The organism is Arthrobacter sp. UYCu723 (assembly GCF_054059215.1).
Genome location: NZ_JBSSBW010000001.1, coordinates 1,190,184 through 1,202,262, shown reverse-complemented (window position 1 = coordinate 1,202,262; position 12,079 = coordinate 1,190,184). Strand labels below are relative to the sequence as shown.

Below are 12,079 nucleotides of genomic sequence, written 5' to 3'. Positions count from 1 at the left end.
TTGCCCGGGGGACCGCAATCCTAGTGATCCCCGTCACTGTGCAATATACTAGGACATCCAAGGGTTTGGAAGAGCGGCGCTGCTCTGCGGGCGCTGCATGACGAAGGGATACATGCCTGTGCAGCCACAAGGACGTGCCAGCGGACAGGCGGCACCCCCGGAGGGGACGGCGCCGGGTATGGTGCCGAAGGACGTGGCGTCGCCGCCCTTTCCGGACGCCGACCTGATGTACATCGTGGACCTGCTGCCCCCGGACGAACAGGCCCGCTACCAGGAGGTGCGGGACTTCCTCCAGTCCCGGATCCGGGCGGCCTCGATCGACTACTGGAACCGTGAGGAGTTCCCCTTCGGGCTGCTGGCCGAGCTGGGGAAGTACGGCCTCGGCGGGCTGCAGACGGACGGCACCTCCAAGCTCTTCAAGGGCCTCATGTATGTCGAGGTGGCCCGCGCCGATGTTTCGCTCTCGGCCCTCGTGGGGATCCATAATGAGCTGATTGTCGGCATGATCGACCAGCTCGGCTCGGAGGAACAGAAGCAACGCTGGCTGCCGGGACTCACCGCCTTCACCCAGCTCGGCGCCTTCGCCCTCACCGAGCCGGACCACGGCTCGGACATCGCCGGCGGGCTGGCCACCACTGCACGGCGCCAGGACGGCGAGTGGGTGATCAGCGGCGCCAAGCGCTGGATCGGCGCCGGGACTATAGCCGACTTCGCCCTGGTCTGGGCCCGCGACGTTGCCGACCAGCAGATCAAGGGCTTCATCGTGGAGACGGACCGCCCCGGCTACACCGCCACCAAGATCGCCAACAAGATCGGGCTGCGGATCATGCAGAACGCGGACATCGTGCTGGACGAGGTCCGCATCCCGGAATCGAACATGCTGCCCGGCGCCACCGACTTCTCCAGGGCCAACGAACTCCTGCGCGATTCGCGCGCCTGGGTGGGCTGGCAAGGTGCCGGCATCCAGCTGGCCGCGTTCGACGTCGCGCGTGCCTACTCGCTGGAACGCAAGCAGTTCGGCAAGGAACTGGCCAGCTTCCAGCTCATCCAGCAACAGCTGGCCGAGATCCTGGGGAATGCTTCCGCCTCCTTGGCGCTCATGGCGCAACTGGCGAGGATCCAGGAGGAGGGCAAGCTGGAAATGGTCCAGGCCGCGATGGCCAAGTCCACCACCACGCGGCTGGCCCGGGCTTCCGTGGCGATGGGACGGTCCCTGATGGGCGGCAACGGCATCAGCAGCGACTACGAGATGGGCAAGCTCTTCGGCGACGCCGAAATCCTGTACACCTACGAGGGCAGCTACGAGATCAACTCGTTGATCGTGGCCCGGGCCGTGACGGGGAAATCGGCCTTCGTCTAGGAACCAACGAGACGGTGCCGGCCAGGATCTAATCCTGGCCGGCACCTGTCCGAGATGATCGTCCGCCGTGCGGTCAGTCGATCGGTGTCACGTAGGCCCCGGAGATCCCGCCGTCAACCAGGAAAGTCGAGGCGGTGATGAACGAAGCATCATCGCTGGCCAGGAACGCCACGGCTGCAGCGAGTTCCTCAGGCTCCGCGAACCGGCCCAACGGGACGTGGATCAGCCGGCGCGCGGCCTTCTCCGGATCCTTGGCGAAGAGTTCCTTCAGCAGCGGGGTGTTCACCGGTCCTGGGCACAGGGCGTTGATGCGGATGCCCTGACGGGCGAATTCGACGCCGAGTTCCCGGCTCATGGACAGCACACCGCCCTTGGACGCGCTGTAGGAAATCTGCGACGTCGCCGCACCCATGACGGCGACGAAGGAGGCGGTGTTGATGATGGAGCCCTTGCCCTGCTCCTGCATGTACGGAATGGCGTACTTGCAGCAGTAGTACACAGACGTCAGGTTTACTTCCTGTACCTTGCGCCAGGCATCGATGCCGGTGTCCAGGATCGAGCCGTCGTTGGCCGGGGAGATGCCGGCATTGTTGAAGGCGATGTCAACGCTGCCATAAGTTTCCTTGGTCTGGGCATAGAGGTTCCGGACTTCCTGCTCGCTGGTGACATCGACCTTGACAAAGAGGCCGCCCACTTCGGTTGCCGCTGCCAGCCCCGTAGTGGGCTCGATGTCGGCGATCACCACGTTGGCTCCTTCGGCGGCCATGCGGCGGGCCGTGGCCAGGCCGATGCCGCTGGCGCCACCGGTGATGACGGCGCTGCGTCCTTCGAGGCGGTTGGAGACTACTGCTTTCATGGGAACTCCTTTAGTAATGGTGGAAAGTGCCGGGATTGTTTAGGCCAGGGCCTGGGTTGAGATGAAGACGTTCTTGGTTTCGGTGAAAGAATCCAGGGCATCGGGTCCGAGTTCACGGCCCAGCCCTGACTGCTTAAAGCCGCCGAAGGGCGTGGAATACCGGACGGAGGAGTGGGAATTCACGGACAGATTTCCGGATTCAACGCCCCGGGCCACACGCAGCGCGCGGTCCACGCTAGAGGTCCAGATGGAGCCGGACAGCCCGTAATCGGTGTTGTTGGCGATCCGGATCGCGTCGGCCTCATCCGTGAAAGGAACCACGGCCACCACGGGGCCGAATATCTCTTCCGTGAAGGACGGTGAGCCCAGGTCCGGGGTGAGCACAGTAGGCGGGAACCAGAACCCCGGTCCGGCCGGGGCCTGGCCCTGAAAGGCGATGGGGGCGTCGTCCGGCACGAAGCCGGCGACCGTCTGGCGCTGCTGGGCCGAGATGAGGGGGCCCATTGAGGTTCCTTCGTCGGCAGGATCGCCGACGGTGAGGGCCATGACGGCGGGCTCAAGCAACTCCATGAAACGGTCGTAGACGTCGCGTTGGACCAGGATGCGGGATCGTGAGCAACAGTCTTGACCTGCATTGTCAAAGGCGCCGCCGGGCGCCGCCGCCGCTGCCATTTCCAGATCGGCGTCGTTGAAGACAATGTTGGCGCTCTTCCCCCCGAGTTCCAGCGTCACCCTCTTCACCTGGCCGGCGCAGCCCGCCATGATCTTCTTGCCGACACCGGTGGACCCTGTAAAGACCACCTTCCGGACGGCAGGATGGGTGACGAAACGTTCGCCCACCACCGAACCCTTTCCCGGAACCACCTGGAAGACACCCTCCGGGATGCCGGCCTGAAGCGCCAGTTCCGCCAGGCGGATGGCAGTCAGCGGAGTCATCTCGGCCGGTTTCAGCACTACGGTGTTGCCCGCCGCCAGTGCAGGGGCAAAGCCCCAGGCGGCTATCGGCATGGGGAAGTTCCACGGCACGATGATCCCCACCACGCCGAGGGGTTCGTGGAAGGTGATGTTGACACCCCCGGCCACCGGGATCTGCTTCCCGAAGTGACGCTCCGGCGCGGCGGAATAGTAGTTGAGCACATCGCGGACGTTGCCCGCCTCCCAGCGTGCATTGCCGATGGTGTGCCCTGCATTGATGACTTCAAGCCGGGCAAGGTTTTCAAGATCCGCGTCGACAGCCGCGGCGAAGCGCCGCAGCAGCAGCGAGCGGTCCGCCGGCGCAACGGCTCGCCAGGATTCGTAGGCGCCGGCCGCCCGGGCAATGGCGGCATCCACTTCGGCCAGGCCGGCCAGTGCGACCGTCTCGATGACTTCCTCGTTGGACGGGTTGATGACGTCAAAGGTTGTTGCTGTCATGTCGTGGACATCTCTTTCATGTTGGCTCGGTAGCTGCCGGCGGCCTGCACAAATCCGCGGAAAAGCCGCAGGTCTTCAGGGTTTTGCTCCGGGTGGAATTGAACGCCGAGCACCCAGCCGGCGCCGTCTGTCGCTTCCAGAGCCTGGACGGTCCCGTCGGCGGAGGAAGCTGTGACGCGCAGGCTCGGCGGTACGGCGTCCATGCCCTGGTGGTGATAACACGGTGCTTTCGCCGCATCGCCCAGCAGCCCGTGTATCAGGCTGCCGGACTCGGTAGTGAAGGCAGCCTCGCCGTACACTCCCGGGGCCGGCTGGAAGTTCGCTGTGGGGTTGGTGTCCGGGATGTGCTGGTTGAGGCTGCCGTTCAGGGCAACGTTGAGGATTTGCGCCCCGCGGCAGATGGCGAACAGCGGCAGGCCTCGGTCCATGGCGGCCCGCGTCAGTATGGTGTCGTGCTCGTCACGCAGCGGCTGGGGAGCGGTTTTCGGGTGCGCGGCGGCCCCGTAGCGGGCGGGGTCCACATCGGGCCCGCCCACCACGATCAGCCCGTCCACCAGATCCAGCACCGATTCATCCGTGCCCAGCGGAGGCAGCAGGATTGGAGTGCCGCCGGCTGCCACCACAGCCTCCACATAGGTTCCGGGGACGATGGCCGCTTTGGCTTTCCAGACTCCCCACGCGGCGTCCTGATAGTAGCTGGTCAGGGCAATCCTGGGCCGGTAAGTGTCAGAGTCGTTCGAAGCCACGCACGCGCTCCCAGTCAGTGATAGCGCTGTCGAAGGCTTTCAGTTCGACGCCGGCGGCGTGGACGTAGTGGTCCACCACGGCGTCTCCGAACGCTTTGCGGGCGATGCTGCTGTCAGCCAGCATGTCCCGTGAGTCGCGGAGGTTTGTGGGGAGCCGTTCGGCGTCCGACTCGTAGGCACTGCCCTTCATGGCGGGGCCCAAAGGCAGCCTGTTTTCCAGCCCGTGGATGACGGCGGCGATCAAGGCGGCCGCTGCAAGGTAAGGGTTGAGGTCTCCGCCGCCCACCCGTATCTCGGTGCGCAGACCCCGCCCATGACCTACGACGCGGAGCGCGCAGCTACGGTTGTCCATACCCCAGGCGATGGCAGTAGGGGCAAAGCTGCCTTCGACAAACCGCTTATAGGAGTTGACGTTCGGGGCAAGGAAATATGTGAGTTCCTTCAGTGCGGCCAGCTGGCCTGCCATGAAGTGCTCCATGACGGGGCTGAACCCGTGGCTCGCCGTCGCCGGGTAGGACGGGGTTGCCGTCCAGATCTGTCAGGCTGAAGTGGATGTGGCAGGAGTTTCCTTCCCGCTCATCGAACTTCGCCATGAAGCTGATGCTCTTGCCGTGCTGGTCGGCGATTTCCTTGGCGCCGCTCTTGTAGAAGGTGTGCTTATCGCAGGCCTTCAGGGCTTCGTCGAAGCGGAACGTGATCTCCTGCTGTCCCAAGTTGCACTCGCCCTTGGACGATTCGACCACCAGGCCGGCTGCTTCCATGTTGGTGCGGATAGAGCGGATGACCGGTTCCAGGCGCGCGGTCGCGAGAAGCGAGTAGTCGACGTTGTACTGGGTGGAAGCATCAAGGCCGTGATAGTTCTTCTGCCAGGCCGCACGGTAGGAATCGTCGAACATCAGGAACTCAAGCTCCGTGCCCATGAAGGCGCGGTAGCCGAGTCTTTCGAGACGTTCCACCTGGGCGCGCAGGATCTGCCGCGGTGAAGCAACCACGGGGGACTTGTCCGTCCACATCACGTCGCACAGCACCAAGGCCGTGCCTTCCTGCCACGGAACTCGGCGCAAAGTGGAGATATCCGGGAGCATCATCATGTCCCCGTACCCGGATTCCCAGGAGGACATCGCGTAGCCGTCAACGGTATTCATCTCGACGTCGACGGCCAGCAGGTAGTTGCAGCCTTCGGCGCCGTGGTCAAGGACGTCTTCGAGGAATGAGCGCGCGCCGCAGCGCTTGCCCTGAAGCCGCCCCAGGGAGTCCGTGATGGCCACGACCACGGTGTCGATGGCTCCGGAGGCCACCTCCTCTCTCAGCGTATCGAGGGTGAGCTGGACGTTCAGGCCGGATTGTTTTGGTTGTTCAGTCATGGTTGCTCCGCAACGTTGGTCTTCAATGGGTGGGATTATGTTCGAAGGACAGCTACTGCTTCAGTTCGGCCTCAGCCAGGGCCAGCCGCGCAAATTCCTCATCCGGGGATCCCGTGACGATGCGGTGGCGGCTGTAGAACCAGTAGTACGCAATGGCTGCGGCGAAGATGGCCGCCGTTATTGAGGCTGCGTAGACGTCCACAACGAACGTAGCTACGACGGCGACGGCGGACAGGACGAGGGCGATCGATGTTGTGACGATGCCGCCCGGAGTCCGGTAGCCGCGTTCCAGCTCAGGCTCCTTGATCCGAAGGACGATGTGGGACAGGTTCAGCAGCACATAGGAGACCGTGGCCCCGAAAACTGCGATGTTGATGAGCAGTGCGCCGTCGCGGGTGACCGCGGCGAGCAGGAAGCCTATGGTTCCCGGGACGATCAGGGCCCAGTAGGGTGTGCGGCGTGCCCCTGTGAGGGAAAGCCATTTTGGCAGGTAGCCGGCGCGTGAGAGCGCGAACAGCTGCCGAGAGTATGCGTAGATGATCGAGAAGAAGCTGGCCACGAGCCCGGCAAGTCCGGCGTAGTTGATGAAGTCGGCCAGGAAGGTATTTCCTCCGTAGGCCAGACGGAGCGCCTCCGGCAACGGGTTGTCCGAGGTGCTCATGGCCTGCGCTCCGGCAGCGCCCGGAACGAGTACCAGCATCAGGGCACCGAAGCCGACCAGGATGAGGACGGCGACGATTATGCCCCGGGGCATGTCTCTTTTCGGGTCGGCCGATTCCTCGGCCGCGAGTGGAACGCCTTCAACGGCCAGGAAGAACCAGATCCCGTAAACGAGGGCCGCTAGTATGCCGCTGATGCCCATCGGGAGGAAAGCGCTGGAGCCAGCGGATCCGTCAGGCACGATGTCGAACAGCTTGGTCGGGTCGAATTTCGGCAGCAGCCCGATGGCGGCAGCCACCAGGGCAACGACAGCCACAGCGGTGATGGCGAACATGATCTTCAGGGCCTCGCCGACCCCCCGGAGGTGGATCCAGATGAAGATGGCGTACGTGACCAGGTAGACCGGCCACGAGTTGGTCAGTCCAAACAGCCCGAGCGCTTCTATGTAGCCTCCGATGAAGGTGGCGATCGCGGCTGGCGCGACGGCATATTCGATCAGCACGGCTATCCCGGTAGCGAAGCCGCCCAGGGGTCCGAGGGCGCGCCGTGCGAAAGCGTACCCGGCGCCGGCAGTGGGAAGCGTCGAGGAGAGCTCGGCGAGCCCGAACACCATGCAGGTGTACATGATGCCCATCAGGACGAAGGCTACGAGCAGGCCGCCCCAGCCGCCCTGGGCCAGCCCCAGGTTCCAGCCGGCGAAGTCGCCGGAGATAACGTAGGCGACGCCCAGCCCGGCGAGCAGGACCCATCCGGCAGCCCCGCGTTTGAGCCGTCGATGCTGGAGGTAGTCCGCTTCGTTGCCGCTCGCGGTGTCCCGAATGCCGGTGCCTTCGTCTGCTGATTTCATGCGTTTCCCTTTGATGAGAGGATGTTGCCCAGGACCTACCCAGGGCCTTAAAGGACTGTTTTTAGTCCAAGAGCATGAGACTTAGTCTGGTGGTGTGCATCACACACGTCAAGGGGCGCGGCTAAATTGAGCAAAATCTGGAGCGGGGTTGAGTCATTGGTGTCTTAGGTGACCTTTGGGCCCCGTCGCGGTACTGTGAGGGAAAGTAGTTGCAGCACTTCGGACGATCTGGAGCTGATCATTTGACCGTGTCCCCCTTCAGCCAGTCCTACGCCATGCTCCGGCCTGTCCGCGGCGGAAATGCCTTCGAGGAAACCATCGAGCACATTCTCCGGACAATCAAACTCGGGATCTTCGCCCCCACAGAGAAGCTCCCGCCGGAACGGGAACTTGCCGAGCACCTGGGCGTCTCGCGGGCGACTCTTCGGGACGCGCTGGGCGAACTTCAGAGTGCAGGTTACCTGGATGTCCGGCGCGGACGATACGGCGGGACCTACGTTTCCGGCACTACCGTGCGGGCGCAGCACGACATCCGGCCACTGGAGCCTGCCGATGTTCACGATGTGCTCGTCTTCCGGGGGGTCATCGAGCCCGCGGCAAGCGCGCTGGCAGCAGGTTCCGATTTATCTGCGGCAGCGCGCAGCCACTTGCGCCATTGTCTCGCGGAGGTCAGTGCTGCCACCGATGCCAGCTACCGGCCCAGGGATGCCCGCTTCCACATTGCCATTGCCGAGTTGACAGGCGCGCCAAGCCTCGTGGCGTCCGTCGCGGAAACCCGGGGCAGACTCAACGAACTGCTGGACCGGATTCCGTTCCTGGGGACCAACCTAGAACACTCCAACGAACAGCATGCAGAGATCGCGGACGCTATTCTGAGTGGCGATCCCGCTGCCGCGGAACAGGCCACCCGGCAACATCTTGAAGGGACCGCCGCCCTGCTCCGGGGGTTCCTGTCCTGACACACTTGGACCCACAATGCCGTATCTGCCCTGGCGCGCAACTTTTCTGCCGTTGTCGGCCGGCGTCAGGGCAACGGGCCGCGGCCGGAGCGGTCTGCGGACTCAACGGAGAGGTGCCGGGCGGAGCGCACCGACTCAGGGCCGGAAGCGGTATCCAACCCCTGCCTCGGTGATCAGGTGACGGGGGTTGGAAGTGTCTGGCTCCAGCTTGCGCCGCAGCTGGGCCATGTACACGCGCAGGTAATTGGTTTCCTTGGCGTAGGACGGTCCCCACACCTCAGAGAGCAGCTGTTGCTGGGTGACGAGTTTTTCGGGGTTACGGACGAGTATCTCGAGCATGTGCCATTCGGTCGGGGTGAGGCGGACGTCCTGGCCGTCGCGGAGCACCAGGCGTTTAGCCAGATCCACGGTAAAAGCATCTGTGGTGATAACCGGAGTCTGGTCCGGATCGATGCTGCGGCGCAGGAGGGCACGGAGGCGGGCCAGGAGCTCATCAAGGCCGAACGGTTTGGTGATGTAGTCATCGGCGCCGGCATCCAGGGCCTGAACCTTGTCCTCGGAGCCGTGGCGTGCGGAGAGCACCAGGATGGGAACCCGGCTCCAGCTGCGGAGCTCCCGGATTACACTGGTGCCATCCAGGTCGGGAAGGCCAAGATCCAGGATCACTACTGCCGGTGCATTCTGCCGGGCCGCGAGCAGCGAGGATCGTCCGTCCGCGGCCGTGCTGACGGCGTAGCCGTGGGCCTTCAAGGTGATCCGCAGGGCGCGCAGCAAGTACGGATCATCATCAATCACCAGGACAGCTGTCATCAGGCGTCCGGCCCGGACGAAAGGATCGGCGGGGCGTGGTGGCGCCGGGCAATGGCCGATTGCGGTTCCAGCGGTGCCTGCTCAACAGGCGCATCGAAAGGAACGCCCTCGGACAACGGGAGGCTGATGGCCATGGTCAGGCCGCCGCCCGGTGTGGCTTCAGCGGTCAGGCGGCCGCCCATCGCCTCGGTAAACCCCTTCGCCACGGCCAGGCCCAGCCCGACGCCGGTAGCCGGCGATGCGTCGTCCAGACGCTGGAAAGGCCGGAACATTTCCACGACTCTTTCTGCCGGGACGCCCGTGCCATGGTCGATGATGCGCAGCTCCCCGGCCGGACGGCCAGTCACACTGGCCCGGCTCAGGCCACCGGCGGAACCGGCCAGGACTATGTCCGAATCGGGGGCGTACTTGACGGCGTTTTCAACGATGTTGGCAATGACACGTTCGAGCATGCCTGGGTCCGCGTCGACCTCGGGCATATTGGCGGGGAGCTCGGCGCGAACCCGGCCCGGTGCGATCCCGTGCAGGCCACCGGGAATGACCTCCTGCCAGCGCACGGGCCGCAACAGCGGCCGGATGGAGTCGGACGTGATCCGGGACATGTCCAGCAGGTTTCCCACCAGCACGTCCAACCGGTCGGAGCACTCCTCGATCGTCGCCAGGAGTTCCTGCTCTTCCTCGGGGGTGTAGCTGACCCCCTGCTGCCGGAGGCCCCCAACAGCAAGTTTGATTCCGGCCAACGGGGTGCGGAGATCGTGCGAGACGGCGCGGAGGATTGAGGTGCGCATGGTGTTGCTCTCTGCCAGCCGCAGGACCTCATTGCGGCTGGCGAGCAGACGCTGGCGCTCCAACTGCGCCACCAGATGCACGCCGAAGGCCCCAAGCAGCCTTCTGTCGCTCGCCGGCAGCACCCGCCCGGAGAGGACCAGACAGGTGGTGGCATTGATCTGTTCAACGTTGTCGCCCTGGATACCTGACGTGCCGGGGGCATCGCCGGAACCGGGTGGGGCCGGCGGAACCTCGCCGACGCTCGCGATCAGGCGCCAGCCAGGCCGGGAACCGTCACCCTGGGACCTGGTGCTGCCGCCGCCGCGGCTGCCGTCGCGGTCGTCGTCGTCGTCGGGCAAGCTGAACAGTGCCGCGCCCCGGACCTGAAAAACGTCCATAGCCTGTGCCAGCAACCCCATGACTGTGTCCTCCGAGTCTGCTGCCCCGCGCGAGAGGTCGGCCAGGGTGGTGGCTTCGGCGCGGGCCAGGGCAGCCTCCTTGGACCGCCGGGCTGAGACGTCAACTACGATTGCCACAGCGGCTGACACCCCAACAAAGACGAGAAGGGCGAGCACGTTTTCCGAATCGCTGATGGTGAGGGTGCCCAGCGGCGGCGTGGAGAAATAGTTCACCAGCAGGCTGCTCCAGAGGGCCGCGAGGATCGCCGGCCACAAGCCGCCAACGAGGGCCACCGCGACGGACCCCGTGAGCTGGACCAGGACTGTCGTGGCAAGGTTTTTATCAGGGCTAACCGCAAGCACCAGCTGCAGGAGGGCGGGCAGGAAAACGGCCAGGAGAAAACCGACGGTGGCCCGGACCCGGCCCAGGTCCTGTCGCCGTGGCAGGCCGGAGCGTCCGTCGTGGAGCGGCTGGGACACCATATGGACGTCGATGTCACCGGAGTCGCGCACCACCCGGGTGCCCGTGGCGCCGCCACGAAGGCCCTTCAGCAGTCCGGCGAGCTTGCCCTGGCGCGAGACACCCAGGACGATCTGGCTGGCGTTGACGCTGCGGGCGAAATCCAGCAGGGCGGCCGCCGGGTCCTCCCCGGCCACGATGTGGTAGCTGCCGCCGAGATCCAGGACCAGACGGCGCTGGGCCTCGAGGGCCTGCGGGGATTCGGCGGCGACCCCCTCCGCAGCCCGCACGTGCACCGCCAGCAGGTCGCCACCGTTGACCCGGTTGAGGATCCTGGCCCCACGGCGGATCAAGGCTTCGCCGTCCGGGCCACCCTTCAGCCCGACGACGATGCGCTCGCGCGCGGGCCAGCTGTCTTCGATCCCGTTTCCCTGCCGGTAGCTGGCCAGGCTCTCGTCCACCCGGTCCGCGAGCCACAACAGAGCTAGTTCGCGCAGTGCCGCCATGTTGCCCGGACGGAAGTAGTTGGACAGGGCGGCGTCGATCCGGTCCTTCGCGACGATCTTGCCGTCCGCGAGCCGCTGTCGCAGTACGTCGGGGGAGACATCCACCAGCTGTATCTGCTCAGCCCGTCGGGCGATCGCATCCGGGACGGTCTGGGCAGGGCGGACCCCGGTGATCGCGCTGACAACGTCGCTGAGCGATGCGAGATGCTGGACGTCCACAGTGGAGAGGACATTGATCCCGGCATCCAGCAGTTCATCGATGTCCTGCCAGCGATAGGGGTTCCGGCTGCCTGGGACGTTGGAGTGCGCGTATTCGTCCACGATTGCAGTGGCGGGCGAGCGGCGGAGCGCCGCGTCCAGATCCAACTCTTCGACCAACAGGCCGCCATACGGCACCCGGGCGGCCGGGATGAGCTCGAGCCCTTCCAGCAGTTCGCGGGTCTCCTTGCGGCCGCGGTCCCGGGCCGCGACGGCGACGACGTCCTGGCCGTTGGCGCGCAGCCGGTGCCCCTCACGGAGCATGGCGTAGGTCTTGCCGACGCCGGGTGCTGACCCCAGGAAGATGCGCAGCGTTCCACGTGCCATGCTGTCATTCTTCCAGTTTCCGCACTGCGCGACCGGCCACAACGGCGTCAAGGATTCGTCAAGATAGGCACCCGCCACGGCTGTGGAGTTCGGCGCTTCGTGGCGGCGTTCTGTGATCGCTCGATGTCGCAGTTGTCGGCGGCAGGTGCCGTCTTGCATGGCATGCGTTTCGAGACACAGAGGTTTCGAGACACCCGAGCCGGATTAGGAGAAGGTGTCGGCCGCCCGCAAGCGGAACGGTCACCGGAACAATTTCGGGCGGATGCATGAGGTGTTGAATGGAGCTGGGGCTTGAGACTGGTAAATACCGACTACTCAATCAACGGTCATTACCAGTCTCAAGCCCC

8 protein-coding genes and 1 pseudogene are annotated in these 12,079 nt (G+C 65.0%); 2 read left to right on the top strand and 7 right to left on the bottom strand.

All coding sequences use genetic code 11. The features are described from left to right. Positions 1-178 precede the first annotated feature (178 nt). The gene (locus ACVWZ8_RS05415; protein WP_426975843.1) at positions 179-1,360 is read left to right on the top strand and encodes an acyl-CoA dehydrogenase family protein; all 1,182 of its coding nucleotides are present in this window, start codon (positions 179-181) and stop codon (positions 1,358-1,360) included. Positions 1,361-1,433: 73 nt separating this feature from the next. Here ACVWZ8_RS05415 and ACVWZ8_RS05410 read toward each other — a convergent pair whose 3' ends face one another. From ACVWZ8_RS05410 to eat, 5 genes and pseudogenes are all read right to left on the bottom strand, one after another. Continuing rightward, positions 1,434-2,216, bottom strand: coding sequence for a 3-oxoacyl-ACP reductase (locus ACVWZ8_RS05410; RefSeq protein WP_426975844.1), 783 nt, complete (start codon positions 2,214-2,216; stop codon positions 1,434-1,436). 39 nt (positions 2,217-2,255) lie between these two features. Next, a complete protein-coding gene (locus ACVWZ8_RS05405) occupies positions 2,256-3,629 on the bottom strand; it encodes an aldehyde dehydrogenase family protein (RefSeq protein WP_426975845.1) in 1,374 nt (457 codons plus the stop codon). Continuing rightward, positions 3,626-4,375 (bottom strand): gamma-glutamyl-gamma-aminobutyrate hydrolase family protein, encoded by a 750-nt coding sequence (locus ACVWZ8_RS05400; protein ID WP_426975846.1) that lies wholly within the window; start codon positions 4,373-4,375, stop codon positions 3,626-3,628. The genes ACVWZ8_RS05405 and ACVWZ8_RS05400 overlap by 4 nt, the downstream gene beginning before the upstream one ends. After that, a pseudogene (locus ACVWZ8_RS05395) lies at positions 4,356-5,739 on the bottom strand (glutamine synthetase family protein). Before ACVWZ8_RS05395 ends, ACVWZ8_RS05400 begins: the two are co-directional and overlap by 20 nt. Positions 5,740-5,791: 52 nt before the next feature. Continuing rightward, positions 5,792-7,246: an ethanolamine permease gene (gene eat / locus ACVWZ8_RS05390; RefSeq protein ID WP_426975848.1), complete on the bottom strand. Its 1,455-nt coding sequence runs from the start codon at positions 7,244-7,246 to the stop codon at positions 5,792-5,794. A gap of 248 nt (positions 7,247-7,494) precedes the next feature. Here eat and ACVWZ8_RS05385 point away from each other — a divergent pair, with 248 nt between their 5' ends. After that, positions 7,495-8,205, top strand: coding sequence for a FadR/GntR family transcriptional regulator (locus ACVWZ8_RS05385; RefSeq protein WP_426975849.1), 711 nt, complete (start codon positions 7,495-7,497; stop codon positions 8,203-8,205). A gap of 135 nt (positions 8,206-8,340) precedes the next feature. Here ACVWZ8_RS05385 and ACVWZ8_RS05380 read toward each other — a convergent pair whose 3' ends face one another. Both ACVWZ8_RS05380 and ACVWZ8_RS05375 read right to left on the bottom strand, forming a co-directional pair. Next, complete coding sequence (locus ACVWZ8_RS05380; RefSeq protein WP_456504030.1) at positions 8,341-9,015, bottom strand: response regulator; 675 nt, start codon at positions 9,013-9,015, stop codon at positions 8,341-8,343. Next, positions 9,015-11,732, bottom strand: coding sequence for a DUF4118 domain-containing protein (locus tag ACVWZ8_RS05375; RefSeq protein WP_456504029.1), 2,718 nt, complete (start codon positions 11,730-11,732; stop codon positions 9,015-9,017). Before ACVWZ8_RS05375 ends, ACVWZ8_RS05380 begins: the two co-directional genes overlap by 1 nt. Positions 11,733-12,079: the final 347 nt, after the last annotated feature.

What these genes read in the sequence shown, in the direction of transcription:
- ACVWZ8_RS05415 (WP_426975843.1), top strand. Translation starts at nt 179, where the DNA reads ATGGTGCCGAAGGACGTGGCGTCGCCGCCCTTTCCGGACGCCGACCTG.
- ACVWZ8_RS05410 (WP_426975844.1), bottom strand. Translation starts at nt 2,216, where the DNA reads ATGAAAGCAGTAGTCTCCAACCGCCTCGAAGGACGCAGCGCCGTCATC.
- ACVWZ8_RS05405 (WP_426975845.1), bottom strand. Translation starts at nt 3,629, where the DNA reads ATGACAGCAACAACCTTTGACGTCATCAACCCGTCCAACGAGGAAGTC.
- eat (WP_426975848.1), bottom strand. Translation starts at nt 7,246, where the DNA reads ATGAAATCAGCAGACGAAGGCACCGGCATTCGGGACACCGCGAGCGGC.
- ACVWZ8_RS05380 (WP_456504030.1), bottom strand. Translation starts at nt 9,015, where the DNA reads ATGACAGCTGTCCTGGTGATTGATGATGATCCGTACTTGCTGCGCGCC.
- ACVWZ8_RS05375 (WP_456504029.1), bottom strand. Translation starts at nt 11,732, where the DNA reads ATGGCACGTGGAACGCTGCGCATCTTCCTGGGGTCAGCACCCGGCGTC.